Origin of the sequence: Bradyrhizobium sp. SZCCHNS1022 (assembly GCF_032484835.1) — a bacterium.
Taxonomy (GTDB): domain Bacteria; phylum Pseudomonadota; class Alphaproteobacteria; order Rhizobiales; family Xanthobacteraceae; genus Bradyrhizobium.
Genome location: NZ_JAUETT010000001.1, coordinates 711,818 through 738,546 on the forward strand (window position 1 = coordinate 711,818; position 26,729 = coordinate 738,546).

The window sequence follows — 26,729 nt, forward strand, 5'->3', positions numbered from 1 at the left end:
GCTGCCCCGTGTGGTCGGCTGCGCCTTCGTTACGAAAACAGGATGGTCGACAGCCGCTTGCGGCCCTCGACCGTGGCCTCATCCGCACCGCCCCAGGCCTCGAAGAACTGTACCAGCTGCTTGCGCGCACCGTCATCGTTCCATTTGCGGTCGCGCTTGACGATTTCGAGCAGCTGGTCCGTGGCTTCCTTGCGCTTGCCTGCGGCATTCAACGCGGTCGCGAGGTCGAAGCGGGCCTGATGGTCGAGCGGATCAGCAGCAACCTTCTGTTCGAGCTCGCCGATCGGCCCTAGCGACTGGGCCTGCTCAGCCAGATCGATCGCCGCCTGCACGGCGGAGACTGCAGCATCGTTGCGCTTGGACTCCGGCACCATCGCCAGCGTCTGCTTGGCCTGCTCGATCGCTCCGGTCTGGACGTAGCACTTGGCCAATCCGGCCAGCGCCTGAATATTGGTCGAATCGACCGACAAGGCTTCGGCATAGATTTGCGCCGCGGCAGCCGCATCGCCCTCGGCAAGAACCGCCTCCGCTTCCTTGATGATCTCGGCAATATCGGGTTCGCCGATTCCCGGCACATCCTTGGTGAGCTTCTCGATGAAGGCGGCGACCTGGCCTTCGGGGAGGGCACCCATGAATCCGTCAGCCGGGCGGCCGCCGACAAACGCGATCACGGCCGGGATCGACTGAATGCCCATCTGCCCCGGGATCGCCGGATGCTCATCGATATTCATCTTGACCAGCTTGACCTTGCCCTTGGCGGCGCGGACAGCCTTTTCAAGGATCGGGGTCAGCTGCCGACAGGGACCGCACCATGGCGCCCAGAAGTCGATCAGCACGGGCTGCCGTTTCGACTCCTCGATGACATCCTTCACGAAGGTCTGAGTGGTGGTCTCCTTGATCAGATCCGGCACCTGCGGCGTCGCGCCGCCCTGCTCTACAATCGTCACGGGGTCCTCGTCTGAAATGCTGAATGGCCGCAGGCCAGACCGGCCTGCCGCGGCGCCTCAATACACGGTTTCGTCTGTTTTAAGTGGCGGTCACCCGCGAAATTTCAACCGGTTCCCGTTCATACCGCCGGGAGCGGGCTTTTCCGACTGTTTTCGGCCATTTTGCGCCAGGGACCTTCGCCAAACGGTGACGAAAGGTGTCGCAGACCTGTTGCATTCCGCGGCGGCATTTGGCATAGGTCTCCCCGTTGCCGCCGCGACTGGGCGCAACATTACGGATGCGGGTGTAGCTCAGTGGTAGAGCACGACCTTGCCAAGGTCGGGGTCGAGGGTTCGAACCCCTTCGCCCGCTCCAAAGCCCGCTGCGATCCATCGCGCTTTATCCATCAAAAACGTCCGCTCAGTGCCTCTCCGGGCCTTAAGAGCCTTGGCGAAGCCGCCGTCCTCCTGATCCGCCCTTGCTGATGGCGAGGATCGCCCGCCGATCGGGCGACATCGGACATGCCTACCGGAAAGCATCCCCGGCGACCTTCACGTGGCGTGCGGGCCGATGAAACCGCGACAGCTCCTGTACCATATACATCCATCGCGTGAGCGAACGCGCATGCGCCGGCCCACATCCAAAGTCCGGTGACATTGTTGGATGATGCAGCCTTGGCGCAATCACACCGAGCTATCGCGACCTATACATAGACCGGCATGCGGACCCGGCCGGCATCGCCGAACACGCGCAGGTAACGGGCGATCTCGGCAGGATCGCCGGTCGCCTTCTCCGGATTGTCGGAGAGTTTGACGGCGGGCCGGCCGTCAACGGACGTGACCTTGCAGACCAGCGAGATCGGATCGAGATCGACCGAGCCGTCCGGCGAACAGCCGACAAAATCATTGGTGAGGTTGGTGCCCCAGCCGAAGGAGAGCCGAACCCGATCGGCAAAGCGCTGGTGGATCGCTTCGATCGATTCGACGTCCATGGCATCCGAGAACACCAGCAGCTTTTGCCTGGGATCGCGGCCTTTCGCCTTCCACCAGGCGATGATCTCCTCGCCGGCTTCGATCGGCGGCGCGCTATCGGGACGGAAACCGGTCCAATCGGCGACCCAATCCGGCGCGTCGCGCATGAAAGCCTTGCTGCCGAACGCGTCGGGCAGCGCGATCAGGAGATTGCCGGCATAGGTCTGCCGCCATTGATCGAGAATGCGATAGGGCGCAAAGCGCAGCTCCTCATCGTCTTTCGCAAGTGCCGCCGCGACCATGGGCAGCTCGTGCGCATTGGTCCCGATCGCCTCGAGGTCGTTGTCCATGGCGAGCAGAACGTTCGAGGTGCCGGTGAAGGAGGAGCCCAGACCTTCCTTGACGGCCTCGACACACCAGCGCTGCCACAGGAAGCCATGGCGGCGGCGAGTACCGAAATCGGACAGCCGCAAGCCCTCGATTTTTCGCAGCCGCTCGACCTTGGTCCACAGCTTCGCCTTGGCGCGCGCGAACAGCACATCAAGCGCGAAACGCCCCTGCCCTTTCATCGCCTGCCGCGACCGCAGCTCGTTGAGGATCGCCAGCGCCGGGATCTCCCACATCGTGGTGTGGGTCCAGGGGCCGTGGAAATGCAGCTCGTATTGGCCTTCCGCCTTGCGCAGCTCATATTCGGGCAGCCGGAAGCTCCCGAGCCAGGCGATGAAATCCGGCGCGAACATGTGGGTCTTGCCGTAGAACGTGTTACCGGCAAGCCAGATCAGCTCTTTCTTGGTGAACCGGATGGTGCGGGCGTGGTCGAGCTGGGCGCGCAGCTCACCCTCGTCGACGATGTCGGCAAGCCGCACCCGCTTGGTGCGGTTGATGACGGAAAAGGTCACCTTCTGATTCGGGTAGAACTCCCGAATCATCTGCATCATCAACAACTTGTAAAAATCGGTATCGAGCAGGCTGCGCACGATCGGGTCGAGGCGCCAATTGTGATTGTAGGTCCTGCTCGCGATGTCGGTTACGGTCATTATGGCGTTTTAGCGCGCCGGCCCTGCCGCAGCCAATGGGGTTTGTCGCAGGGGCTGCTGCGCTAATCCAGGATCGGCGGCAGGCCCGGATCGAAGGCGAGGGCTGATTCGACCCATTTTGCAGCGCGAAGGACACGGACATCCTCGCGGTAACGGCCGGCGATCTGAATGCCAAGCGGCAGGCCGTTCCGGCCGAAGCCGGCGGGCAGCGACACGGCCGGCGCACCAAGGAAGGTCCAGGGGGCGCAATATTCGGCATCGCCGGTCCAATGCAGGCCCTGCGGGGCCTCGCCGAAAGCGGGCAGCGTCAACACGGCATCGAAGCCCTCCAACTCGGTGTCCAACGCCGCGCGCCGCTCCTCCTGGACTGCTTTCGCGATCAGGTAGTCCATCGCGGATTTCCCTTTCCCGGACTCGACATGGGATTTCAAGACGTCGCTGACGCGATCGGGATAACGCGCGATCAGATCCGAAAAGATGACCGTGGCCTCGCTCAGCATGATGGTGTTGATCGCGGTCCAATTCACGGCGTCGAGGGCGGACAGTTCGAGCACCTCCAGCACGGCGCCCGCGCTACGCAGCTTGTCGATGACCGCGCCGAACAGCGCCTGCTGCTCCGGCTCGGCGCGCTCCCATTTGGCGAAGCGCACAATGGCGAGCCGCGGCTTGTCCATCGCGATGACGCCCTCGTCGATATCGATTTCGAAGGACGGCAGCGGCCGACCGTGAATGTCGCCATCGTTCGTGCCGGCGAGCAACGAAAGTGCGAGCGCGACGTCATCGACCCTGCGCGCGAAGAAACCGACATGATCGAGCGACGGGCTCAAGGGGTGCACACCGACGCGCGGAATCGCACCGAAGCTCGGCTTGAAGCCGACCACGCCATTGAAGGCGGCGGGACGGATCACCGAGCCGAGCGTCTGCGAGCCCAGCGCCAGCGGCACGAGGCCGGCCGCCACTGCCGCCGCCGAGCCGGACGAGGAGCCGCCCGGCGTGTGCGCGACATTCCAGGGGTTCACCGTGGGACCCGGATGGCGCCAGGCGAATTCGGTCGAAACCGTCTTGCCGAAGATCGTCGCGCCGAGATTGCGCAAACGCTCGACCACCCAGGCGTCCGCCGCGGGAACGTGGTCCCGGTAGATCGGCGAGCCATTGGTGGTCGGCATGTCGTGCGTGGCAATGATATCCTTGATCGCAACCGGAATGCCGGCCAGCGGCCCACGATGCGGCGCAACGTCCCTCGCCAGATATTCGAACGCCTTCAGGCGCGGCTCGATCAGCTTTGTCCGCGCCAGGCAATCGGCCGCATAGGTCTCTGACGCGGATGGATCGGCTCTGAACTGACGCAACAGATCAAGGACGCCTGCGCCGGCTTTCGGGGCAGGCAAGGCGCGTTGTTCGGTCATGGCAATTTCCCACGGACATTCGAGACAGCGCAGCATAACGCATCCCGAGACGCGCAGCCAAGAAAGGCTACTTACTTCATCGACAGAGCGGGCTCGATGTACTTCCGCACCACAAAGCTCTTATAGTCAGGCTGATTGGCCAGATTGCCGAGCGCAATCTGGGTATCCATCGCGACCTTCAGCGCGTCCGGCGTGATATCGACACTCGGCGGATAGACGCCGTCCGCCAACATGCGCTTGACCGCGGCTTCCACCACCGCCGGCTCGAGCGACGGAAATTCCTTCTTGGCGATCTCAACCGTCTTAGCCTCGTTCTTGGCCATGAAGCGCATCGCCATTTCCATCGCATTGACGACGCGCTGCGCCGTATCGGGATCGACGTCGTTGCGCGCAGTCACCGCCGAGAAGGCGTAGGCGCCATAGGCTTTGGGAAAGCCGAACACCACCTTCATGCCTTTCGCGACCGCCTGGTCCAGCCCCGGCTCATACATCACGGCCACATTGGCCTGCTTGGCGACGAACGGCCCGGGTTCGCTGCCGATCGCGACCTGGATCAGGTCGACGTCGGTCTTGGGATCCATGCCGTTCTCCTTCAACAGCTTCATGAAGAGCGAGGTCGAGGTGGTCGGCATCAACCCGGTGACGACCTTCTGGCCCTTGACGTCCTTGATGCCATCGAACTTGAAATCCGGCGCGGTCGCGATCCACACGGCGGCGCCGTTGACGACGTTGGCGATGATGCCGACCGGCGCTCCCTTGGAGGCTGCGATCGCGGTCCATTCCGGCCCGTGGATCGAGAATTGCGCGCTGCCGGAGATCACGGCGGACAACGCCACGGTCGGCGCGCCGGCGGTCTCCTTGGTCAGATCCAGGCCCTGCTGGGTGAAGAAACCTTCGTCGATCGCGACATAGAGCGGCAAGTATAGCATCGACTGGAACGCCTGGCTCAGCGTCACCTTCTTGTTCTCGGCGAGTGCCGGCGAAGCAAGCAGCAGCGAGATCAGCGCAGCCGCCTTGGCGGCACGCGTCAGCAATGACATCGAAATACTCCGTTCGTTTCTCATGGAAATCAAACCTGAACCTGCTGCGTCGCACTGGCCTGCTTCCACGGCAGGCTGGTGCGCTCGATCATGTCGATGACGTAGTAAAGGAGAAAGCCCACGATCATCAGCGTGAACAGGCCGACCCACACCGTGTTGAGGTCGTAGAGGCTGGAAGCCGTGTAGATCAGGTGACCGAGCCCGCGCTGGGATGAGATGAATTCCCCAACGACGGCCCCGACCAAGCCGAAGCCGATATTGATGCGGAAGGTCGCGATGATGGAAGGCAACGTTGACGGCGCCACCGCCTTGAAAAACACCTGGTGCTTGTCGGCGCCCATCGAGATCAGCAGGGACTGCAGGTCGGGATCGGCATCCTTGGCGGCCTGATAGGCCGCGATCAGCGCGACGATGGCGGTCAGCGACACCGACAAGGCGACCTTCGAGACGAGCCCGGTTCCAAACCACAGCACCACGATCGGAGCCAACGCGATCTTGGGCACGCTGTTGATGGCGACGATGAAGGGCTCCACCAGGCGGGCAACGAACACGGAGTACCACAGCGCCAGCCCTAGCAGGGAGCCGACGATCGTCCCGATCACGAAGCCGAGCAGCGCTTCGAACAGCGTGGTCCAGGTATCGGAAATCAGGTCTCCGCTGGCGAGCATGCGGAAGGCGTTCTGGAAAATGCCAAGCGGCGAGCCGACCAGGAATGCCGATACGAGGCCGAGCCGAACGCCAAGCTCCCACAGCACGAAGAAGGCAATCACCGCCAACGCCTGCAGGACGGCGCGGCCGAGCATCGTGTCGAAAGTCTTGCGGCGTCGCATACGCGCGCGCGATTTCGTCGCCGAAGGTGCGCTGGGGAGGGTCAGGGTCACGCTGTCTTCTCGGTCTGGATGTCGAGCTCGGCGCAGAGCTGATGGAAATAGCCGGAGAAGCGGCTATCGGCGCGCGCCGCAATCGGTGAATGCGCCGCGATGTCGATGTCGTGCACGACCTTCACCCGCGCCGGCCGGCCACTCAGCACCACCACCCGCTTCGACAGCGCCACCGCCTCGTCGATATCGTGAGTCACCAGGATGACGGTCTTGTGGTAGGTCTCGACGGCCTCCTTCAGCACGCCCTCGAGATACAGCCTCGTCTGGTAATCGAGCGCCGAGAACGGCTCGTCGAGCAGCAGGATGTCCGGATCCATGATCAGGGTGCGGATCAAGGCCACGCGCTGCCGCATACCGCCCGACAACGTCTTGGGATAGACGTTCTCAAAACCGGCGAGGCCGAAGTCCTTCAGATATTGCCGCGCCTTGGTCTCCGCTGCGTCGCGCATGACACCGCGAGTCTCCAGGCCCAGCAGCACGTTGCCGAGCACCGTACGCCACGGAAACAAGAGGTCCTTTTGCATCATGTAGCCGATGCGACCGCGCAGGCTTCCGATCTGCGCGCCGCGATAATGCATGGTGCCGGCATCGGCCTCGATCAGGCCGGCGATGATATTGAAGATCGTCGTCTTGCCGCAGCCGGATGGACCGATGATGCTGACGAAATCGCGTTGGTGGATGTCAAAGGACAAATCGTCGAGCACGCGGACTTCGCCGTGCTTGCCATGGAAGGATTTGCTGACGCCGCGGACGCTCAGCTGGGTTTCGGGCTTGGACATGCCGCAGCTGACGCAACTTGCATGCCAAGCCCGAATCCTCGGAGTTTCCATGGTTCAGCCCGTTTCCGGGCACACCGTGCCTCGACGTTTCGCGGTGCATGGCGTGTCTTTGGGCATAACGGCCAAACCTGAGCCCACGGGTTTCGTGAGCGCCACGTGATCGCGATGCGGCATTGCGTCCGCATCCGAGGTTTGTTGCATCGCGAGGCAACCCAGCCGCTTGATACGCGCCCAAGCCGGCCCACGTGAATTTTCACGGACGAGCACCGGCCAGCGGGCGCTGGTCGCTTTTCAGTCGTGGAAGATGTGCTAACATTTTTTGTCCGATCCACTGAGTTGGCGGACCAACGAACGTCTCAAGACACGTTTCGAAAAATGATGGCGGCAGCATCGAAGCTGCCTGATGGGAGTGAAGCGATGACATCGGCTTTCCACCGGAGCATTCTTGCGCTTGCGACCTTCGGCCTTCTGGCCGGAACCAGCCTGAGCTACGCGCAGCAGTCGGACGCCGCCCGGCCGCTCAAGAAATACGAGTCCGGCAACAAGGAATTCTGGACGCATCCGCCGGATGACTGGTTCCTTGGCGATGAAACCGAGGCACAGAAGGGGTTGGCGCCGCCATCCGGGCCGCCGACCGGCGCCTCGGAGGCAGAACTCGCCGACATCGTGAAGAAGATCAAGCTGCCGGACGGCTTCAAGATCGAGGTGTGGGCACCCGGCGTGCTGGCGGCGCGCCAGATGGCCTGGGGCGACAAGGGCACCTTGTTCGTCGGCTCGTTCGGGCTCGGCAACGTCTACGCAATCACCGACAAGGGCGGAAAGCGCGAGGTCAAGACGGTCCTGAAGGGACTGAACATGCCGACCGGCGTCGCCTTCCAGGACGGCGCGCTCTACGTCGTCGAGGTCAACAAGCTGGTCAAATACGAGAATGCCGAAGCCAATCTCGACAATCTCGGCCAGGGCAAGGTCGTCTATGACGACATGCCGTCCTATGCCGCGCATGGCTGGAAGTATATTGCGGTCGACAAGGATGGCTGGTTCTACATCCCGTTCGGCCCGCCCTTCAACATCGGCATTCCACCGACCAGCGTGGCGCAGATCCGCCGTGTCGATCCGCGCACCGGCAATGCAGAGATCTGGGCGCTCGGCGTGCGCAACAGCGTCGGCGGCGACGTCGACCCGCGCACCGGCAAATACTGGTTCACCGAGAATGCGCGGGACTGGATCAGCGATGATCTGCCGAGCGACAAGCTCAACATGATCGCCAAGATCGGCGAGCATTTTGGCTATCCCTATTGCCACCAGGGTGACTTGCCGGATCCGAAGTTCGCGATGGGCCACCAATGCTCCGAGTTCACGCCGCCCGTGCTCAAACTCGGCAGTCACGTCGCCCCGCTCGGGATGAAGTTCTACACCGGCGACCAGTTCCCGGCCGAATACAAGAACAACATCCTGATCGCCGAGCACGGCTCCTGGAACCGCCACAAGTATCAGGGCGCACGGATCATGCGCGTGACCGCAGATCCTGACGGCAAGAATGCTAAGCAGGAGGTGTTCGCCTCGGGCTGGATCGAAGGTGATCAGGGCTATCTCGGCCGTCCCGACGACATCGTCCTTGCCAAGGACGGCTCGATCCTGGTGGCGGACGACTGGGCCGGCGCCATCTACCGCATCAGCTACGAGAAGAAGTGATCATCTGAGAGATTTGGGGGCTGCGGCTGCCTTATGGCGGCCGCAGCCTTTGTTTTGAACGGTACACGGCCGTCGGTGCGGGCGGCCCATCACACAAACAAAGACTGCCGTCGCCCGTTGCCGGGACATCCCGGATAGAGCTGGAAACAAGCTTCCGGGCTGACGCGTGGAGGGGAAGGATATGCGAAAGGCTCTGATCGAAGCCGTGCTCGTCACGGCGGCCCTGCTAGCCGACTACTCCGTCACACATGCCGCTGACATCGCCGCCGGCAAGGCCAAGGCCGAGCTCTGCGTCGGCTGCCACGGCGAGAACGGCATTTCACAGACCGAGAACATCCCTTCGCTCGCGGGCCAGCAGGACCAGTTCATCCAATGGCAGCTGGTGTTCTTTCGCGCCGGCACGCGCAAGAACGAGGCGATGCAGCCGATCATCGAACAACTCAACAACGAGGACATCCGCAATCTCGGCGCTTATTTCGCCTCGCTGACGCCGCCAAAGGCGCCGCCGGATGACAATCCCGACCTATCGCAAAAAGGTGCACAGGCGGCTGCGGGCCGCCGCTGCGCCTCATGCCATACCGACAGCTATGCCGGAACCAAGGGCGTGGCGCGGCTTGCTGGCCAGCGCGAAGAATATCTCGTCAAGGCGCTACATGACTACAAGAGCGGTCTGCGCGTCGGCGGCAGTCAGGCCGCGATGACCGACGTTGCCTACCCTCTAAGCGGCGAAGAGATCGAAGCGCTGGCGCACTATCTCGCGCATTTGTAGCAGCACGGGGATGTCGCCCCGTGCAGGCGCACCCCGCAGGGACGCAAAGCCTGCTGAGCTATCCTCGCTGCGCCTCGTACACCTTCAGCTGTGTATAGGCGATGCGCAGCTTCGGCACCGGGACTTTCGCAGCGTCTGCGCGGGCCACGAGATCGCCGATCACATGATCGGCCTCGACCGGCAGGCCGGCCTTGAGATCGCGAAACATCGAGGCCGTCATCGGCGATCCCTCGGTGGTCAGCATGCCGGAGACGCGCTGGAAAAAAGGCCCTGCGGGCGGAAACCCGGCAGCGGCCGCCACCGCGCTGCATTCATCGAGCATGCCGAGCAGAAACTCCTTGCCGCCCGGCGCGGCGAGAATGACCCCGACAGGCGCGCGCATCAGCGTGGTCGAAGCAGCGAGCGACGCCAGGAACACCCATTTCTCCCACATCTCCTGCAGGATATGCTCGCTGGCGGCGGCATTGAAATTGCCGCGCTTGAACAGCTCGAAGATGGCGCGGACGCGGTCGGACATCCCGCCGGCACGCTCGCCGAAAGCAAACGACTGCATCGGCTGCAGCTGCACAACCTCGCGCTTCTCGTTCAACGTCGCGGCGATCGCGCAGAGCCCGCCGAGCACGTGGTCGCGTCCGAATCTCGCATCGAGCACATCGAGATGGCGCATGCCGTTGAGCAGCGGAATGATCGCAGTCTGCGGTCCAACTGCGGGCGCAAAGGACGCGATCGCGTCATCGAGATCGTAGGCCTTGCAGCTCAGCAGCACGACGTCGAAATGCTGCTTCAACGTATCCGCTTGCACGGTCGCCGGATTGGGCAGCGTGACATCACCGGCCGGGCTCCTGATCACGAGACCGGCCGAGGCGAGCTCGGCTGCACGGCGCGGTCGCACCAGGAAGGTGATGTCGCAGCCGGCCTGCAACAGGCGGCCGCCGAAATAGCCGCCGATCGCGCCGGCACCGACCACGAGAATGCGCATGGGATCTTATCCTGTTCTTGCGAGCGCCGGATACTGCCGCGACGGACAGCCAATGGCGAGTAGCGAATGGGGATGGCTTCCATTCGCCATTCGCTACTCCCTATTCGCCACTCACCACTTCTCGCCGAATGGCCGGATCTCCAGCTCGAACGTCCAAGCGCTCTTCGGCTGCTGGTAGAGCTGCCAGTAGGCACCGGCGACGGACGCCGGCGGCATCAGGAGGTCGGGGTTGTCGAGCGCCTCCTGACCCCAAATCTGCGCCCGCCGCTCGCGCACCCAAGCGGTGTCGACCCCGGAATCGATGATGAGATGGGCGACGTGGATATTCTGCGGCATCAATTCGCGCGCCATCGATTGCGCCACGGCACGCAGACCGAACTTCGCGGACGCAAAGGCCGCATAGCCGGCTCCGCCGCGCAGGGAAGCGGTCGCCCCGGTGAAGAAGATGTTGCCTTGTCCGCGCGGCAGCATCAGCCGCGCCGCCTCGCGGCCGGTCACGAAGCCGGCCCAGCAGGCCATTTCCCATACTTTGCGGAACACGCGGTCGGTGGTTTCCAGAATCGGGAAATTGACGTTGGCCCCGACATTGAAAATCGCGACCTCGAGCGGAGCGTGCTTATCGGCGTCGTTGAGGAAGGCGGTCGTCTCCTCCTCCTTCCGTGCATCGAGCGAGCGACCGAAGATCGTGCCGCCTGCGGCCTCGACCTCCTTGATGAGCGGTTCGAGCTTCTCGCCGTTACGGCGGCCCGCGAACACGGTGAAGCCCTCGGAGGCGAACTTCTTGACGATCTCGGCGCCGATATAGTCGCCGGCCCCGACGACCGCGACGGTGGCGTTACGCTTTTGCATTTCGATCTCCTGTTATTCCGGGGCGCGTCAGCGCGAACCCGGAATCTCGCGCCTCATCTCGGGATTCCGGGTTCATCGCTGCGCGATGCCCCGGAATGACGTCCATGCCGACGTACCCGCGATGACAGCGCTACTTCGCCATAATCATCTCTTCGACATCGCGCAGCTGCTCCTTGCCGAAGAACATCTCGCCGCCGACGAAGAAGGTCGGCGAGCCGAAAGCGCCGCGCTCAACGGCCTGCTGAGTGTTTTCGACGAGCTTCGCTTTCACCTGCGGCTCCTGGGCGCGCGCAAACAACTTTGTGCCATCCAGCCCGGATGAGGTGATCGCGGCAATCGCGACCTCCGGATCATCCATCTTCTTCGGCTCGCGCCACATATGGAAGAACGCCGCCTCGACATAGGGATCGAACACGCCTTCGAGCTGCGCGGCAATGGCCGCACGCATCAGGTTCAGCGTGTTGACTGGAAAGAACGGATTACAAACATAGGGCTCGACCTGAAAGCGTTTCAGGAAACGCCGCGTCTCCAGCTCGTGGAACTCGCGCTTGTTCTTGATCCCGGCGAACGCCTCAGCGGGCGATCTGTTGTTGGTCGCCTTGAAGATGCCGCCCAGCAGCACCGGCACATATTCGAATTTCATGCCGATCCGCCGCTCGATGGCAGGGATGGCCAGGTGGCTGAGATAGGCGTTCGGACTGCCGAAATCGAACAGGAATTGCGGCGCGGGCCGGCTCATGGGCGATCTCCCCAGACCTTGATTTTGGCCCATCTTGATCCAGCCTCGCAACCGCGTCCAGCATTTTATGATAGTCATCATACATGATGACCATCTCCGGGCGGATCAGACCAGACGGCTGATCGTGCGCTTCCGCCAGACCAGGAGATAGAAGCTCATCTGCAGCAGGAACATCGCCGAAAACGTGATGGGATAGGCGAGCCATACGCCGTCCAGGCCCAGCTGGGAGCTCAGTGCGACGGCCGACGGGACCTCGATGGCTGCAATCGAGAGCATCGAGATCAGCAGCGGCATCCACACCGTGCCACTGGCGCGCATGGCGGCCGAGAACGCCGTCGCCATGCCGAACACAACCGAGCTCCACAGCACGATGTGCAGCGAGCGCTGCGCGAGTTCGAGCACAGGCGGCTCCGTGATGAAAAAGCCCATCAGCGTGCGGGAGAACAGGTAGGCGATTGCCACGAGCCCGCCGGTCAGCACGAGATTCATCTCGAGCCCGGTTCGCACGATGCGGCCGATCTGCCCGGCATTGCCGCGGCCGATCGCCTGCGCGCCGAAGATCGAGACCGAGATCGCGATCGAGATCGCCGGGAACTGCACATAGGCCAGTACCTGGTTGACGGCACCATAGGCCGCGGTCGCGCCCGAGCCGAAACTGTTGACGAGGCCCAGCAGCACCATTTCGGCGAGCGACATCACGATCATGTTGATGGCCGCGGGAATGCCGAGCCGCAGCACAATGCGCAGCAGGAGCGGATCGATCGACATCCCACGCCGGAACGCGGCATCGAAGGCGAGCGGATGCTTGCGCCGGCGCAAATGCGCGTGCAGCCAGATCAGGGTGAGCAAGCTTGAGATCGCAGATGCCCAGGCCGCGCTGGATACACCGAGCTGCGGCAGGCCGAACGTACCGCGGATCAGCATCGGCGTGAGTGCGAGCCCGATGACGGTCGAGACCGCGAGCGCGATCAGCGGCGTCACGGTGTCGCCGACGCCGCGCATCAGCGCCGTGATCAGAATGAAGGTGAACGTCAACGGCATCGCAATCATCATGATGCGCGCGTACGTGACAGCGGCATCGAGGATGTTTGCAGGCGTCGCGAGCGCGACCAGGAGCGGCCGCGCGAACAGTCCGCCAAGCACCGCGATGAAGGCTGCCATCAGCAAGGTCAGGCTCAGCGTCGTGCCGGCAATGGTCTTCACCTTGTCCGTTTGGCCGGCTCCCCAGGCCTGCCCGATCAGCACGCCAGCGCCGGAAGCCAGCCCAAGGACAAAGGCGATGAAGAAGAACATCGCGGGGAAGAACACCGACACCGCCGCAAGCGCGTCGACGCCGATCATCTGCCCGAGATAGACATTGTTGATGGTGCCGAACAACGCCTGCAGGATGTTGCTGAGCATCATCGGCGCGAGAAAGACGAGAAAGGATTTTCGGAGCGACGGAGAAGTCGACACGAGGACGTCCTGCATGTGAGAGCAAAAATGCGCCGGGCTCGGGGGATAGGCCGCAAGTGGTATCTTATTAGGGCGAACGGTCTCGATAGGCCAGCCCAATGGCGTGATCGCGAATGTCGGCAGGCCAGTCCGCGATCAGCTCGGCAAAACGACGCAGGTCGTCGGCGAACAGCGCGCGTGACGCCTCCTCGAAATGCGGGAAATTCCCGGCCATGGCCGACATGAAGTGATAGGCCGCGTCGCGCGCTTCTCGCGCGCGATCCTTGTCACCGCTTGTGCGACGCGCCTCGTCGACCAGCTTGCGCAAGGCGACCGAGGCGCCGCCGGGCTGCGCATTCAGCCATTCCCAATGACGGGGCAACAACGTCACCTCACGGGCAACGACGCCCAGTCTGGGTCGGCCCCGACCACGCGGCTCGACGGTCGCGGGCTCTGGGGCGGAGGGTGCCTCGACATGCAGACGCGATGCGACCGCTGCGCCAGTTTCGCGCAGGTCGAGATCTACCGGGCGACCGGTCCGGTCGTTGAAGATCATGATCGGCGCATGCGTGCCGTCGGCGCGTTTGACCGCAAGGGCGACTTCAGCGAGCGGGCCCGTAGCAAGCCGGCGCGCGCCCTCGAAGACAGTAAAGGTTTCGATCATCCTCACGACCCAGCTGGGATTGGCATTGACGAGCCATCTATTAATACCCGGATAAAATAAAATCAATATCACCCGGGTGATTATGTCGCCAGAATACCGGTGGCGAATGGATCGCCGGATTGCATTCAGCCTGCTAGGGAACGGCAGCGAATCCGAAGGCCCCGGGATCACGATGCTGACCGTTCACCACCTCAACAATTCCCGCTCTCAACGCGTGCTGTGGCTGCTCGAAGAGCTCGGCGTCCCCTATGAGATCATCCGCTATGAGCGCCAGCCGGATATGCGCGCCCCCAAGGAACTGCGCGCGATCCACCCGCTGGGCAAATCGCCGGTCATTACCGATAGCGGCCAGACCATCGCCGAATCCGGCGCCATCGTCGAATATCTGATCGAGACCTATGGCAACGGCCGCCTGATTCCGCCGCCGAAAACACCGGAACGGCTGCGCTATAGCTACTGGCTGCATTACGCCGAGGGCTCGGCGATGCCGCTGCTGTTGTTGAAGCTGCTGTTCAACATGATGCCGAAGCGCGCTCCGGCTCTGCTGCGGCCGTTGGTGCGCAAGGTGTCGAACCAGGCGCTGACCACGCTGGTCAATCCGCAGCTCAAGCAGCACATGGCCTTCTGGGAAAGCGAGTTGCAGAAGAGCGAATGGTTCGCCGGCGACGAGTTCACCGCGGCGGACATCCAGATGAGCTTTCCGCTGCAGGCGGCGGCGGCGCGTGGTGGGTTGGAGCAGGGCCATCCGCGCGCGATGGATTTCCTGGCGCGCATCGAGGCGCGCCCCGCCTACAAGCTGGCGCTGGACAAGGGCGGACCGTATACGGTCGGCAGGTAGCGACAGCTTTGAGGAGCCGGCCAGCGGCGCATGGCGCTACTGTCCGGCTGCCGTTGCGCCACGCGTGCGGGGGTCGGACGCACCAATCAGACCGTCAGCGGTCACCAGGATCGAATTGGCCGACGTCTGGCCCATCGGCTCCACAATCCGATGCCCCCTCGCTTTCAGCTCAGCAAGAACCTCTTCGGGAAAGCCGCGCTCCACCCGAACCTCATCAGGCATCCACTGATGATGCAGGCGCGGCGCGGCCACAGCGGCGGCGACGTCCATATGATAATCCAGCACGTCGACGACCACCTGCAGCACGGTCGAGATGATGCGGCTGCCGCCCGGCGAGCCCGTCACCAGCACCGGATTGCCATCCTTCAGCACGATGGTCGGCGACATCGATGACAGTGGTCGCTTGCCTGGTCCGGGCAGATTGGCCTCGAAGCCGACAAGACCGAACGCATTGGACGCGCCGGGCGCCGCGGTGAAATCGTCGAGCTCGTTGTTGAGCAGCACGCCGGTGCCATCGGCCACAAGTCCGACCCCGTATGGGAAATTCAGCGTATAGGTGTTGCTGACCGCGTTACCGTCATTGTCGACCACCGAAAAATGCGTCGTATTGTTGCCTTCGCGCAACGGCGCCACGCGCAGCACGGCATCGGCCGGCGTCGCACGATCCGGGTCGATGCTCGCGCGTTGCCTGGCCGCATAGTCTTTCGACAACATCACCGAAACGGGCGCATCGACGAAGGCGGGATCGCCGAGATAGCGCGCGCGGTCGGCATAGGCGCGCTTCATCGCCTCGATCAAAAGGTGCAGCGAGGCCGCCGAGCCCTGCTTCAGTTCATCGAGGTGAAAGCCTTCGAGGATGTTCAGCGTCTCGATCAGCACAGTGCCGCCGGAGGACGGCAGGGGCATCGAGACGATGTCATAGCCGCGATATGTGCCGCGCACGGGTTGCCGGATCACGGGTTGATACGATTTTAGATCATCGACCGCGATGATGCCACCAGCCTCCTGCACAGCTTTTGCCAGCTTCGCCGCCACGGCACCTTCGTAGAAGCCGCGCGGTCCCTGCTCGGCGATGGCGGTGAGCGTTGCGGCCAGATCGCTCTGGACCAGCCTGTCGCCCTCGTGCAGCGGCGTGCCGTCCGCGCCTGCAAAGATCTTTGCTGAAGCCGGCCACTTTCCGATCCTCGAATAAAATAATGGCAACGTATCCGCGACGTGTCCTTCGACCACGAAGCCGTCGCGTGCGAGCACAATGGCGGGATGGACGAGCTGCGCCAGCGTGAACTTGCCCGAGCCATATTTTTCCAGCGCGAGCGCCAAGCCTGCGACCGTGCCGGGCACGCCGATCGACAGCGCCGAGTCGCGCGACTTCGCATTATCGGGCTTGCCGTCGGCGCCGAGGAACATATCGCGCGTCGCAGCACCCGGCGCCGTCTCGCGGTAGTCGATTGCGATATCCTCTTTGCGCTGCTTCAGATGGATGACCATGAAGCCGCCACCGCCGATATTGCCGGCAGTCGGATAAGTGACGGCCAGCGCAAACCCGGTCGCCACCGCCGCATCGACTGCATTGCCGCCGAGCGCAAGCACGCCCTGCCCGACCCAGGCCGCAATCTTCTCCTGCGCGACCACCATGCCATGAGCAGGCGGTTGGACCGGCGCTGTCACGCCCGACGGCAGCGGTGCATGCAGGCTGTAACTCTGGGCATCCAGCGCTGCTGCCGGGATCACTCCGGCGAGGAGCAGGCCGATGCCCGCCAGGATTGTCCGTCGATTGATTGTGAGAGAGAGCATCAAAATTCCGCCGCGGCTGACATCCAGTGAACGCCACGGATGCTATAGCCCTCAAGCCCCGGCGCAAAACGCGAGGCCGTGATCGTGAAGGACATTTTGGAATGACTGTGACCTCAATGATCTCAGGCAACGAGGCTGTCCAGCGAACCTATCCACCGCCCAGGGCGGTCGTGAGCTGGATCTTTTTCGATTGGGCAGCCCAGCCTTATTTCACCTTGATCATGACCTTCGTCTTCGCACCCTATTTCGCCGCGCATGTCGCGCCTGATCCGGCGAGCGGCCAGGCGCTGTGGGGCTTCGCCACGGCCGCCGCCGGCATTGTCATTGCAGTTCTGTCGCCCGTGCTCGGAGCGATCGCCGACGCCACCGGCCGGCGAAAGCCGTGGATCGCAGCTTTCGGTGCGATGCTGGTGGTCGGCTCGGCGCTGATGTGGATCGGCCGGCCGCATGCGCCCGAACTGATCACTCCACTTTTGATCGCTTATGTGATCGCGACGATCGGCGTCGAATTCGCCACCGTATTCAACAATGCGATGATGCCGACGCTGGTGCCGCCGGAGCGAATCGGACGCCTGTCCGGCACCGGCTGGGCCACCGGCTATATCGGCGGCATCCTCTCTCTCATTCTTGTGCTCGGCTTCCTCGCCGCCAATCCTGACAGCGGCCGCACCTTGTTCGGGCTGAAACCTCTGTTCGGCCTCGATCCCGTCAGTCATCAGGGCGATCGCATCTCTGGCCCATTGACGGGGATCTGGTTCGTCGTGTTCGTGCTGCCGATGTTTCTGTTCACGCCGGATTATCCGGCGCGACATCGGCTCGGTCCGGCGTTGCGCAAAGGAGTGGCTGAGCTGAAGGAGACCTTGCGCACGCTACCGCAACAGCGTGCGATTGCGCTCTTCCTGATTGCGAACATGATCTACACCGACGGGCTGGTCTCGCTGTTCGCCTTCGGCGGCATCTATGCCGCCGGCACTTTCGGCTGGAACACGATCCAGATCGGCACGTTCGGCATCATCCTCGCGATTGCCGGCGCCTTTGGTGGCTGGATCGGCGGCAAGCTCGACGATGCCTTGGGCCCGAAGACCGTGATCACCGGCAGCATGACGCTACTGCTCGCGGCCATCGTCGGCATTCTCTCGGTCAGCAGGCATTCGATCCTGTTCATCCCGGTCGGGCCACCCGAGCCGGGCGGCGCGCTGTTCGCATCCGCGCCCGAGCGCGCCTATCTCCTGCTCGGTTGCGTGATCGGCACCTGCGGCGCGCCGCTGCAGGCGGCATCGCGCTCGCTCCTGATCCGGATGGCGCCGAGAGAACGCATCGCGCAATATTTCGGCCTGTTCGCGCTGACCGGGAAAGTGACCTCGTTCATCGGCCCGCTGCTGATCGGCATCGTCACTGCGGCAACTGCCAGCCAGAAAGCGGGCATGGCAGTGTTGGTGATGTTCTTCGCAGCCGGACTGGTGCTGCTGGCGCGGGTTAATCCCGCTTCACCATCCCGGCCCAGCGCGTGAACGAGCGCGAGCCATACTGCATCATCCATCAGCGAGCGCCGGTGTTCGACGCCGCAGCTGCCACGATGACCGCCCCGTGACTATGTGCCCCCGCTTTCGCGGGGGCACATAGAAGTGCGTCAATGCCGGAAGTGCCTGATCCCGGTGAACACCATCGCGATCCCGTGCTCCTCAGCGGCCTTGATGACCTCGTCGTCGCGCATCGAGCCGCCGGGCTGAACCACAGCCGTGGCGCCGGCCTCGATGCAGGCCAGCATGCCGTCCGCAAACGGGAAGAACGCATCTGACGCGACCACCGAGCCTTTCGTCAAAGGCTCGGCAAGCTTCAGCTCGGCGGCTGCATCGAGCGCCTTGCGCGCGGCAATGCGTGCCGAATCCACCCGGCTCATCTGGCCCGCGCCGATGCCCACCGTGGCGGAATCCTTCGCGTAGATGATGGTGTTCGACTTCACATGCTTGGCGACGCGGAAGGCAAAGCGGAGGTCACGCAACTCAGCCTCGGTCGGCACGCGCTTGGTGACGACCTTGAGCGCCATGTCGTCGATCACGGCATTGTCGCGGCTCTGCACCAGCAAACCGCCCGCCACCGTTTTCGCAGTTAGCCCAGGCGCGCGCGGGTCGGGCAGGCCGCCTGCGAGCAGCAGGCGGAGATTCTTACGGCCGGCGATGATCGCGATCGCCTCTTCCGTTGCATCGGGCGCGATGATGACTTCGGTGAAGATGCCGGTGATGGCTCGGGCCGTCTCGGCATCCAAGGTCCGGTTCATCGCGATGATGCCGCCGAACGCCGAGGTCGAGTCGCATGCCAATGCCTTCTGATAGGCGGTGACGAGATCCGGCCCCTCGGCGACGCCACAAGGATTGGCGTGCTTGACGATGACGCAGGCCGCAGTGCGCGCCGGATCGAACTCGGCGATGCATTCATAGGCCGCATCGGTGTCATTGATGTTGTTGTAGGAGAGCTCCTTGCCCTGAAGCTGGCGCGCCGTAGCGACGCCGGGCCGCCGGCCGGGCAGCGCATAGAAGGCCGCTTGCTGATGCGGGTTTTCGCCGTAGCGCAGTGCCTGGATCAGACGGCCGCCGAAGGCGCGATAATCCGGCTTATCGTTCTGGATCGTCGCGTTGAACCAGTTGGAGATCGCAGCGTCGTAGGCCGCGGTGCGCGCATAGGCTTTCGCCGCAAGCTTCCGGCGCAGCAGCAGCGTGGTCGCGCCATCATGTCGGGCAAGCTCATCCAGCACCGCCTGATAATCCTGCACGTCAACGACGACCGCGACATCGTCATGGTTCTTGGCCGCAGCGCGGATCATCGCCGGGCCGCCGATATCGATGTTCTCGATGCAGTCGGCGAAGTCGGCGCCTTTCTCGACCGTGGCTTCGAACGGATAGAGATTGACGATCAGGAGATCGATCGGCGCAATGCCATGCTTCTTCATCGCATCGACATGCTCGGCGTTGCCGCGGATGGCGAGCAGTCCGCCGTGGACTTTCGGATGCAGGGTCTTGACCCGTCCATCCATCATCTCGGGGAAGCCGGTGAGGTCGGACACATCGGCCACCTTCAGGCCGGCTGCGGCGATGGCCTTCGCGGTGCCGCCGGTCGACACCAGCTCGACGCCACGGGCGGCGAGCGAACGGGCGAAATCGACGAGGCCGGTCTTGTCGGAAACGGAAAGAAGCGCGCGGGTTACGCGGCGAAGCTGGTCGGTCATGGGCAGAGTCCTGTTGCAGGAGTTCAATTTGCCCAGGCGCACGGCGGTCCAACCCGCGCTCCCCGATGGTGCTCCATCCAAAGTCGCCAGTCGCGCGAGAGCCGAGTCCTTATCAGCTTTTGGCGTCCGCGACAACGGGCACCGGCGATGCCATCATTCAGAGCGGCAATTCCGGCTCGCGCCGCGCATTCCGCCGCGCACTGGTCTCGGCAGGCGACGCCGACGAGCGCACGAAGCTCCAGCGGATCGAGTCCGTCTGGCGCACCTCCTGCCGGATCACGATCTGAGTGGTCCGGCGCGGACCGTCATTGCCGGCCAGGAAGACGCTGTCCTCGAGGTCGATGCGGTCATCGTCCATGGTCTCGAAGGTCCAGACCTCGCGGTTGGGCAGTACCAGCATGGCGCCGCGGCCGTCGCTGAGCCGGCTGGCCTTCACCGCGGGATGCAAGTGAAAGCGGATCGTATAATCGGAACCGCCACCACGCAGGCGCGCGCCCTGCGCCGGAGTCACTGTGTCCTCGCCGTCGAGCCGCGCTCCATCGTCGGCCACCATCAGGACGCGGCGGTGGATCAAGCCGAACTTGGCGGCATAGCCATTGTGCGAGGTCGACAGCACGGTGCCTTCGGCCACTGCCTCCCGCAGATTTTCCACGCGGGTTGGCCCGGATACGATCGGCGCGCCATGCAGGAGCCGCTTCACTGCCGACATCTCGACGAACTGGCAGGACGAGGTGTTGTGATAGGTCAGGGTCGAATGCGCCACCGTGCTGCGGGCAAACGCCCGCCAGTTGTCGCGGCCGTTGGAAGGCATGCCGCAATTGATGACGATGCGGCAGATGCCGGACGACAGTTCGAAAGCAAGACAGCCGGCATGGGCGTCGTGGCTGAGATGCGGCGGCGGCGGCAGTCCGGTATCCACGATCACCGTCATGGCGCCGGCATCCAGCCGCTGGAACCCCGAATGCGGCATGCTCGCCATCGGGGTGCCGTAGGTGTCGTCATAGGCGAGCAGCGTCGCCAGGAGGTCGGACGGCGTCGCGCCCATGCCGTTGAACAGCGCCATGTTGCCGTCGCCATGGCGGAAGAACCGCAGCATCGGCATCATGCGGTCGATCGCATTCAGGAGCGCCGGTGGCGGCGCGATGTTACGCGCGGCGAAGGTCTGCCGCAGCGGCAGCAGATCGATCAGAAGATCGATCAGCGCGCCGGGATTGCGGGAGACGTGGCCGCCATCGGGCAGGACCTGGCGCTGCAGTTCGTCGGAAAGTTTGCGGCTGGTGCCGCGGATCTGCTTGGACTGATTGGCAAGGCACAAGGCCGCATAGCACAGCGCAATCGATACCTGCAGCCGCGGCACCCCATCGGGGATATCGATCGTGCCATAGCGAAGGTAGCGGATCTCTCGGGCGAGGCCACGCAGATAGCGGCGATAGAATTTGCCGTCGGAATCCGCAAGCACCAGGGGCGCCTGCGACAGAAGCGAGATCACTCGGCGCGCCAGCACATCGGCGCGGCGGCTGACGGGGTGCCGGCCGATCTGATTGGTGATCCAGTCGTCGACCAAAGCACGGGCATTGGCACGGGTCAGGGCGGTGTCCGCGGCACGCAGATGCCGCAACCAGCCGAACCCGAGCAGCGCCACCTCCCAATCCTCCGAGGGCGGCTCGAGGTCGAAGATCGAGCGACCATGGCAGGTGACGATCTTGCCGGCGAACACGAAACGACCGGCGTAGATTTCCGCAGCACGGGTTGCATCCGCCGTCCGCAGATCATGTGGGGCGATGATGAGCCGGTCGGCGCGGCCCGGCCACAAGGCAGACAGGGACACCGCCAGGCCGCTCGCATGCGCCATCAGGCTGCGCGCGAAGCGGCCCAAAACCAGCGTCGATATGCGTCTCGTCTGAGCGGCGGACACGCCTTGCCTTGAGGTGAGGAGGAATCTTCAGCGAAGCCTTACTAGATCGGAAATGCCGCTGATGCACCATTTCGGCCTCGCCGAAAGCTGCCGGTCAGCGCAAAAATCTGGTGCAAAATCAGGATTTAACTAAGGGTTTCACTCTAGCACCCAGACCACGCTACCGCCAGCAGTTCCACACCTGGTAAACGCCAGCGCAGCTCAGCTGCGCCGTTCGAGCCGGGCCGCGTAGAAGCCGTCGAGCCCGCCGAGCCGGGGATCCTGATGCGGCAGATGGCAGGGCAGCGTGCGCAAATCGCCGGCCGGCGTCACGATCTCGCTCAATCCCGCCACCTCGCCAGGTGTGACAGGTATGCGGCGAAGCCCGCTCTCGCCGGCGAGAAAGCTCTCAACCATCTGTTCGCCCTCTTCCGGCTCCAACGAACAGGTGCAGTAGACCAGCGTCCCGCCCGGCTTCAGCAGGCTCATCGCCTTGTGCAGCAGGCGCTTCTGCAAGACGGACAAGGCCGCGATCTCCTGCTCCTGGCGAAGCCAGCCGACATCCGGATGGCGGCGGATCGTGCCGGTGGAGGTACAGGGCGCATCGACCAGAATGGCGTCGAAGCTGTCGCCCGCCGGCTGCCACTCCGCGGCATCGGCGACGACCGATTCGATCTCGAGTTGCAGCCGGGTCATGTTGTCCTTGAGGCGCGCCATGCGGCCGGGGGAGCGGTCGACCGCGGTCACTCGGGCGCCGCCATGCGCGAGCTGCGCGGTCTTGCCGCCCGGCGCCGCGCAAAGATCGGCCACGCTCTTTCCGGCGACATCCCCAAACAGCCGAGCCGGCAGCGCCGCAGCGGCGTCCTGCACCCACCACTGCCCCTCGGCAAAGCCCGGCAGCACGGTCACCGAACCATGCAGGAGCGTCCTGACGGTATCGGTCGGCAATACCTCGCCATGGAGGCGCGCGGCCCACTGCGCGGGTTCGGATTTGACCGTGAGATCGAGCGAGGGCTCGTTACCGAGCGCAGCGGCGATGTCCTTCGCGGTCGCCTCGCCATAATGAGCGATCCAGCGCTTCAGGAGCCAGGGCGCGACGTCGAGCGCCTGGCCTTTGACCTCCTCGACGATGCCTGCACCTTCGCGGGCACAACGGCGCAACACCGCATTGACGAGGCCCGCATATTTCGCCGCGCGCCGGTCGGCCTGGACCAGCCGCACCGAGAGGTCGACCGCCGCATGGTCCGGCACGTCCATCCAGAGGATCTGGGCAGCCCCGATCAAGAGCGCGCTCTGCGCCCGCGGCGCATCGGTCGGAACACCGCGATCGAGCAGGCGGGACAAGAGATGGCCGAGCGTGCCCAGCCGGCGCAAAGTGGTCGCCACCAGGCGACGCATCAGGGCGCGGTCCCGGTCGGCGAGCTGCTTCAGGCCCGGGTGTGCGCCGGCGCCGTCGAGCTGGTCGTCCAGCGTCCGATGTTTGTGTAAAACCCCGTCGATAACGTCTGCTGCGATCCGCCGTGCGGCCAAGCCGGGCACTTCGGAGGGGGTCGCAAATCGCGGTGGAGGCATGCTGGAGCGTCACTCGCAGAAAAAGAAGGCAGTTCCGCGGGCGATCCGGCGCATGCCAATGAGAGCTGTCGGCACCTCTGCCACGGGAATATGCCGAATATAAGAAGCCGCTCTGCTATTTTAACCCTGTCACTTCACCTCCGGGCACACGATCTGATGATATCGGCCGCAAGCCGGTTCAAGCGGGACACGACACCATGAGCGACCATCCTTCCACGCCGGCGGCACCTCCCGGCGATACCGCACGCAAGCCCCTGACGCCCGCCGCCCAGCGCGCGCTCGCCGAGGCCGAGGAGCGGCGGCGGCAGGCCGCCGAGCACGCCAAGGCCATGCCGAGGGAGCTGCAAGGCCCCAAGGGGCCGGAGCCGACCCGCTACGGCGACTGGGAGCGCAAGGGCATCGCCTCCGACTTTTGAGCCTGGCGCCGGAGCCCCAGCGCAAGCGATTATTGCGCGACCACGACCGTGGTCCCGATCGACACGCGATCATAGAGGTCGGTGATGTCGGCGTTCAGCATCCGGATGCAACCATAAGACACGTAGCCGCCCACCGAGTTCGGCAAATTGGTGCCATGGATCGCATATTCGCCGCCGGCCAAGGTCATTGCCGCGACTCCCATCGGATTCCGCGGCGAGCCGCCCGGAATCACGTCGGGAATGTTCGGCTTGTCGCGCTTGACGTCGGCGGGCGGCGCCCAGGCCGGGTATCTGTACTTGCCCTCGATCGAGGTGGTGCCCGCCCACTGCTTGCCGGCCTTGCCGACGCCGACCGGATAGCGCATGGCGTGCTCGCCATCGAGAATGAGGTAGAGATGGCGCTCGTGGGTCCTCACCACGATCGTACCCGGCGAATATTGGCCGCTCATCCCTACCAGCTCCGGCCGCGCCTCGGCCGCACCCGTCGCCGCAAGTCCCGCCCCGATGGTGACGGCCAGCGTCACCGCAATTCCCTTCAGCATCGTCGCTCGCCCCTTTGCCTCGGCGCGCCCTCGCGTCCGGGAATTTCAAGACGCGCCAACACCTGCAAGGCCGACCGCCCCGAACGCGCAGAGATTTTGCCGAACCGCGTTTACCAGCTGGTTTCCGCGCGACAGCTCGGCGGGGTCGAGGAATGAAGATTTTCAACCTAAAGTAAATGATTCAAAAACAACACTCGCGCGGAAATTGCCGCGCGAGGCCGAAATCGTGAGCAGGAGGCTCGGTCTCAGGCCTGCTTCTCCTTGCGGTTCTGCCGGTGCGTGACGAGGTCGTCGACCACGGCGGGATCGGCCAGCGTCGAGGTGTCGCCGAGCGCACCCGGCTCGTCCTCGGCGATCTTGCGCAGGATACGGCGCATGATCTTGCCCGAGCGGGTCTTCGGCAGGCCTGGCGCGAACTGGATCTGATCCGGCGAGGCGATCGGACCGATCTCCTTGCGGACCCAGCCCACGAGTTCCTTGCGCAGCTCCTCGCTCGGCTGCTCGCCGGCCATCAGGGTCACATAGGCGTAGATGCCCTGGCCCTTGATGTCATGGGGATAGCCGACCACGGCGGCTTCCGAGACCTTGGGATGCGCCACCAGCGCGCTCTCCACCTCGGCGGTACCCATGCGGTGGCCGGAGACATTGATGACGTCGTCGACGCGGCCGGTGATCCAGTAATAGCCGTCGGCATCGCGCCGGCAGCCGTCGCCGGTGAAGTACTTGCCCTTGTAGGTCGAGAAATAGGTCATCTCGAAGCGGGCGTGATCGCCATAAACGGTGCGCATCTGTCCGGGCCAGGAGCGCGTCAGGCAGAGATTGCCGGTCGCCTCGCCTTCCAGAGTCTTGCCCTCGGCATCGACGATCTCCGGCACCACGCCGAAGAACGGCAACGTCGCCGATCCCGGCTTCAGCTTGGTCGCACCCGGCAGCGGCGTGATCAGGATGCCGCCGGTCTCGGTCTGCCACCAGGTATCGACGATCGGGCAGCGGTCCTCGCCGACGACGCGGTGATACCATTCCCAGGCTTCCGGATTGATCGGCTCGCCGACCGAACCCAGCAGGCGCAGGCTCGCGCGCGAGGTCTTCTTCACCGGCTCGTCGCCGCCTTGCATCAGCGCGCGGATCGCCGTCGGCGCGGTGTAGAAGATGTTGACCTTGTGCTTGTCGATGACGTTCCAGAAACGGGAGTTGTCCGGATAGTTCGGCACGCCTTCGAACATCAGCGTGGTCGCGCCATTCGCCAGCGGCCCATAGAGAATGTAGCTGTGGCCGGTGACCCAGCCGACGTCGGCCGTGCACCAGTAGATGTCGCCGTCATGATAGTCGAACACGTATTGGTGCGTGATCGAGGCATAGACCAGATAGCCGCCGGTGGTGTGCAGCACGCCCTTGGGCTGGCCGGTCGAGCCCGAGGTGTAGAGAATGAACAGCGGGTCCTCGGCGTGCATATGCTCGCACGGGCACTCCGTCGTCACGACCTCGGCGGCCTCGTGATACCAGAAGTCGCGGCTCGGCTTCATCTCGACATGACCGCCGGTGCGCTTGACCACGACCACCCAATCGACGCCCTCGACCTTGTTCAGGGCGGCGTCGACATTGGCCTTCAGCGGCACCTTCTTGCCGCCGCGCAGGCCCTCATCCGCAGTGATGATGATCTTGGACTGGCAGTCCTTGATGCGCTGGGCAAGGCTGTCCGGGGAGAAGCCCGCGAACACCACCGAATGGATCGCGCCGATCCGCGCGCAGGCCAGCATGGCATAGGCCGCTTCCGGGATCATCGGCAGATAGATGGTGACGCGGTCGCCCTTCTTGACGTTCCGGTTCCGCAGGATGTTGGCCATCTTGCAGACTTCGTCGTGCAACTCACGATAGGTGATGTGGCGGCTCTGCGACGGATCGTCGCCCTCCCAGATGATCGCGGTCTGGTCGCCTCGCGTGCCGAGATGGCGGTCGATGCAGTTGTAGGCGGCGTTCAGAACGCCATCCTCGAACCATTTGATCGAGATGTTGCCGGGCGCGAACGAGGTGTGCTCGATCTTAGTCGGCGCCTTGTACCAGTCGACGCGCTTGGCCTGCTCGGCCCAGAAGCCGTTCGGATCGGAGATGGAGCGGGCGTACATCTCGCGATATTTCGCGTCGTTGATGAAGGCGCGTTTCGCCCATTCGGCAGACACGTCGTAGATCTTCTCGGACATTTAATCCTCCACCCTGCGGCTTGCAGATCGGCACTGCGCAAGCCGTCGTTATTGCCACTATGCGTCCGCGTAACCGGCACCGACA

General features: G+C 63.9%; 22 protein-coding genes, 1 tRNA gene and 1 riboswitch. Of the genes, 6 read left to right on the forward strand and 17 right to left on the reverse strand.

Annotated features, from left to right (window positions below; genetic code table 11):
• Positions 1 to 29: 29 nt before the first annotated feature.
• The gene (locus tag QX071_RS03180) at positions 30 to 947 is read right to left on the reverse strand and encodes a co-chaperone YbbN (protein ID WP_315702313.1); all 918 of its coding nucleotides are present in this window, start codon (positions 945 to 947) and stop codon (positions 30 to 32) included.
• Between the two features lie 280 nt (positions 948 to 1,227).
• Here QX071_RS03180 and QX071_RS03185 point away from each other — a divergent pair.
• A tRNA-Gly gene (locus QX071_RS03185) sits at positions 1,228 to 1,302 on the forward strand.
• Between the two features lie 328 nt (positions 1,303 to 1,630).
• On the opposite strand, the gene pncB is transcribed toward QX071_RS03185, so the two are convergent.
• The 5 genes from pncB to QX071_RS03210 all read right to left on the reverse strand — a co-directional run bounded on the left by pncB (position 1,631) and on the right by QX071_RS03210 (position 7,041).
• Entirely contained in the window at positions 1,631 to 2,935 is a 1,305-nt protein-coding gene (gene pncB / locus QX071_RS03190; RefSeq protein ID WP_315702312.1) for a nicotinate phosphoribosyltransferase, read from the reverse strand.
• A 62-nt stretch (positions 2,936 to 2,997) separates the two neighbouring features.
• Positions 2,998 to 4,341, reverse strand: coding sequence for an amidase (locus QX071_RS03195; protein WP_315702311.1), 1,344 nt, complete (start codon positions 4,339 to 4,341; stop codon positions 2,998 to 3,000).
• Positions 4,342 to 4,412: 71 nt separating this feature from the next.
• The gene (locus QX071_RS03200; protein ID WP_315702310.1) at positions 4,413 to 5,381 is read right to left on the reverse strand and encodes an ABC transporter substrate-binding protein; all 969 of its coding nucleotides are present in this window, start codon (positions 5,379 to 5,381) and stop codon (positions 4,413 to 4,415) included.
• A 29-nt stretch (positions 5,382 to 5,410) separates the two neighbouring features.
• Positions 5,411 to 6,262: an ABC transporter permease gene (locus QX071_RS03205; protein ID WP_315702309.1), complete on the reverse strand. Its 852-nt coding sequence runs from the start codon at positions 6,260 to 6,262 to the stop codon at positions 5,411 to 5,413.
• Positions 6,259 to 7,041 (reverse strand): ABC transporter ATP-binding protein, encoded by a 783-nt coding sequence (locus tag QX071_RS03210; protein ID WP_315702308.1) that lies wholly within the window; start codon positions 7,039 to 7,041, stop codon positions 6,259 to 6,261. The genes QX071_RS03205 and QX071_RS03210 overlap by 4 nt, the downstream gene beginning before the upstream one ends.
• Before the next feature lie 417 nt (positions 7,042 to 7,458).
• Here QX071_RS03210 and QX071_RS03215 point away from each other — a divergent pair, with 417 nt between their 5' ends.
• A complete protein-coding gene (locus QX071_RS03215) occupies positions 7,459 to 8,733 on the forward strand; it encodes a PQQ-dependent sugar dehydrogenase (protein WP_315702307.1) in 1,275 nt (424 codons plus the stop codon).
• Positions 8,734 to 8,914: 181 nt separating this feature from the next.
• On the forward strand, positions 8,915 to 9,502 hold the full coding sequence (locus QX071_RS03220; protein ID WP_315702306.1) for a c-type cytochrome: 588 nt from the start codon (positions 8,915 to 8,917) through the stop codon (positions 9,500 to 9,502).
• Positions 9,503 to 9,560: 58 nt separating this feature from the next.
• Here QX071_RS03220 and panE read toward each other — a convergent pair whose 3' ends face one another.
• From panE to QX071_RS03245, 5 genes are all read right to left on the reverse strand, one after another.
• Positions 9,561 to 10,481, reverse strand: a complete 921-nt coding sequence (panE, locus tag QX071_RS03225) for a 2-dehydropantoate 2-reductase (protein ID WP_315702305.1) — start codon at positions 10,479 to 10,481, stop codon at positions 9,561 to 9,563.
• 111 nt (positions 10,482 to 10,592) lie between these two features.
• The gene (locus QX071_RS03230) at positions 10,593 to 11,330 is read right to left on the reverse strand and encodes an SDR family oxidoreductase (protein WP_315702304.1); all 738 of its coding nucleotides are present in this window, start codon (positions 11,328 to 11,330) and stop codon (positions 10,593 to 10,595) included.
• Positions 11,331 to 11,460: 130 nt separating this feature from the next.
• Positions 11,461 to 12,069: a 2-hydroxychromene-2-carboxylate isomerase gene (locus tag QX071_RS03235; RefSeq protein WP_315702303.1), complete on the reverse strand. Its 609-nt coding sequence runs from the start codon at positions 12,067 to 12,069 to the stop codon at positions 11,461 to 11,463.
• Positions 12,070 to 12,174: 105 nt separating this feature from the next.
• Positions 12,175 to 13,539: an MATE family efflux transporter gene (locus QX071_RS03240; protein ID WP_315702302.1), complete on the reverse strand. Its 1,365-nt coding sequence runs from the start codon at positions 13,537 to 13,539 to the stop codon at positions 12,175 to 12,177.
• A 52-nt stretch (positions 13,540 to 13,591) separates the two neighbouring features.
• Positions 13,592 to 14,167, reverse strand: coding sequence for a DUF2239 family protein (locus QX071_RS03245; protein ID WP_315703144.1), 576 nt, complete (start codon positions 14,165 to 14,167; stop codon positions 13,592 to 13,594).
• Positions 14,168 to 14,339: 172 nt separating this feature from the next.
• Here QX071_RS03245 and QX071_RS03250 point away from each other — a divergent pair, with 172 nt between their 5' ends.
• Positions 14,340 to 15,005 carry a glutathione S-transferase gene (locus QX071_RS03250; RefSeq protein WP_315702301.1) on the forward strand — a complete coding sequence of 222 codons (666 nt, stop codon included), beginning with the start codon at positions 14,340 to 14,342 and terminating at the stop codon, positions 15,003 to 15,005.
• Positions 15,006 to 15,041: 36 nt separating this feature from the next.
• Here QX071_RS03250 and ggt read toward each other — a convergent pair whose 3' ends face one another.
• On the reverse strand, positions 15,042 to 16,799 hold the full coding sequence (gene ggt, locus QX071_RS03255) for a gamma-glutamyltransferase (protein WP_315702300.1): 1,758 nt from the start codon (positions 16,797 to 16,799) through the stop codon (positions 15,042 to 15,044).
• Positions 16,800 to 16,900: 101 nt separating this feature from the next.
• On the opposite strand from ggt, the gene QX071_RS03260 reads away from it, so the two are divergent.
• Entirely contained in the window at positions 16,901 to 18,310 is a 1,410-nt protein-coding gene (locus QX071_RS03260; RefSeq protein WP_315702299.1) for an MFS transporter, read from the forward strand.
• 119 nt (positions 18,311 to 18,429) lie between these two features.
• Here the strand turns inward: QX071_RS03260 and purH are convergent, their stop codons facing one another.
• The 3 genes from purH to QX071_RS03275 form a co-directional block, all read right to left on the reverse strand.
• Positions 18,430 to 20,022: a bifunctional phosphoribosylaminoimidazolecarboxamide formyltransferase/IMP cyclohydrolase gene (purH, locus tag QX071_RS03265; RefSeq protein ID WP_315702298.1), complete on the reverse strand. Its 1,593-nt coding sequence runs from the start codon at positions 20,020 to 20,022 to the stop codon at positions 18,430 to 18,432.
• Positions 20,023 to 20,045: 23 nt separating this feature from the next.
• Positions 20,046 to 20,126, reverse strand: a riboswitch (ZMP/ZTP riboswitch).
• A 53-nt stretch (positions 20,127 to 20,179) separates the two neighbouring features.
• Entirely contained in the window at positions 20,180 to 21,874 is a 1,695-nt protein-coding gene (locus QX071_RS03270; RefSeq protein ID WP_315702297.1) for a heparinase II/III family protein, read from the reverse strand.
• 264 nt (positions 21,875 to 22,138) lie between these two features.
• Positions 22,139 to 23,488, reverse strand: a complete 1,350-nt coding sequence (locus QX071_RS03275; protein ID WP_315702296.1) for an RsmB/NOP family class I SAM-dependent RNA methyltransferase — start codon at positions 23,486 to 23,488, stop codon at positions 22,139 to 22,141.
• 197 nt (positions 23,489 to 23,685) lie between these two features.
• Here QX071_RS03275 and QX071_RS03280 point away from each other — a divergent pair, with 197 nt between their 5' ends.
• On the forward strand, positions 23,686 to 23,904 hold the full coding sequence (locus QX071_RS03280) for a DUF1674 domain-containing protein (RefSeq protein ID WP_315702295.1): 219 nt from the start codon (positions 23,686 to 23,688) through the stop codon (positions 23,902 to 23,904).
• Positions 23,905 to 23,933: 29 nt separating this feature from the next.
• On the opposite strand, the gene QX071_RS03285 is transcribed toward QX071_RS03280, so the two are convergent.
• Positions 23,934 to 24,446, reverse strand: a complete 513-nt coding sequence (locus QX071_RS03285; RefSeq protein ID WP_315702294.1) for a L,D-transpeptidase — start codon at positions 24,444 to 24,446, stop codon at positions 23,934 to 23,936.
• A gap of 245 nt (positions 24,447 to 24,691) precedes the next feature.
• Complete coding sequence (gene acs, locus QX071_RS03290) at positions 24,692 to 26,644, reverse strand: acetate--CoA ligase (protein WP_315702293.1); 1,953 nt, start codon at positions 26,642 to 26,644, stop codon at positions 24,692 to 24,694.
• Between the last annotated feature and the right edge of the window lie 85 nt (positions 26,645 to 26,729).

Bases quoted from the DNA above. Each gene is read 5' to 3' on its own strand.
- QX071_RS03210 (WP_315702308.1), bottom strand. From the start codon at position 7,041: ATGTCCAAGCCCGAAACCCAGCTGAGCGTCCGCGGCGTCAGCAAATCC.
- QX071_RS03260 (WP_315702299.1), top strand. From the start codon at position 16,901: ATGACTGTGACCTCAATGATCTCAGGCAACGAGGCTGTCCAGCGAACC.
- QX071_RS03250 (WP_315702301.1), top strand. From the start codon at position 14,340: ATGCTGACCGTTCACCACCTCAACAATTCCCGCTCTCAACGCGTGCTG.
- QX071_RS03235 (WP_315702303.1), bottom strand. From the start codon at position 12,069: ATGAGCCGGCCCGCGCCGCAATTCCTGTTCGATTTCGGCAGTCCGAAC.
- purH (WP_315702298.1), bottom strand. From the start codon at position 20,022: ATGACCGACCAGCTTCGCCGCGTAACCCGCGCGCTTCTTTCCGTTTCC.
- QX071_RS03195 (WP_315702311.1), bottom strand. From the start codon at position 4,341: ATGACCGAACAACGCGCCTTGCCTGCCCCGAAAGCCGGCGCAGGCGTC.
- QX071_RS03200 (WP_315702310.1), bottom strand. From the start codon at position 5,381: ATGTCATTGCTGACGCGTGCCGCCAAGGCGGCTGCGCTGATCTCGCTG.
- QX071_RS03245 (WP_315703144.1), bottom strand. From the start codon at position 14,167: ATGATCGAAACCTTTACTGTCTTCGAGGGCGCGCGCCGGCTTGCTACG.
- ggt (WP_315702300.1), bottom strand. From the start codon at position 16,799: ATGCTCTCTCTCACAATCAATCGACGGACAATCCTGGCGGGCATCGGC.
- QX071_RS03240 (WP_315702302.1), bottom strand. From the start codon at position 13,539: ATGCAGGACGTCCTCGTGTCGACTTCTCCGTCGCTCCGAAAATCCTTT.
- acs (WP_315702293.1), bottom strand. From the start codon at position 26,644: ATGTCCGAGAAGATCTACGACGTGTCTGCCGAATGGGCGAAACGCGCC.
- QX071_RS03230 (WP_315702304.1), bottom strand. From the start codon at position 11,330: ATGCAAAAGCGTAACGCCACCGTCGCGGTCGTCGGGGCCGGCGACTAT.
- pncB (WP_315702312.1), bottom strand. From the start codon at position 2,935: ATGACCGTAACCGACATCGCGAGCAGGACCTACAATCACAATTGGCGC.
- QX071_RS03215 (WP_315702307.1), top strand. From the start codon at position 7,459: ATGACATCGGCTTTCCACCGGAGCATTCTTGCGCTTGCGACCTTCGGC.
- QX071_RS03280 (WP_315702295.1), top strand. From the start codon at position 23,686: ATGAGCGACCATCCTTCCACGCCGGCGGCACCTCCCGGCGATACCGCA.
- QX071_RS03220 (WP_315702306.1), top strand. From the start codon at position 8,915: ATGCGAAAGGCTCTGATCGAAGCCGTGCTCGTCACGGCGGCCCTGCTA.
- QX071_RS03285 (WP_315702294.1), bottom strand. From the start codon at position 24,446: ATGCTGAAGGGAATTGCGGTGACGCTGGCCGTCACCATCGGGGCGGGA.
- QX071_RS03270 (WP_315702297.1), bottom strand. From the start codon at position 21,874: ATGGCGCATGCGAGCGGCCTGGCGGTGTCCCTGTCTGCCTTGTGGCCG.
- QX071_RS03275 (WP_315702296.1), bottom strand. From the start codon at position 23,488: ATGCCTCCACCGCGATTTGCGACCCCCTCCGAAGTGCCCGGCTTGGCC.
- panE (WP_315702305.1), bottom strand. From the start codon at position 10,481: ATGCGCATTCTCGTGGTCGGTGCCGGCGCGATCGGCGGCTATTTCGGC.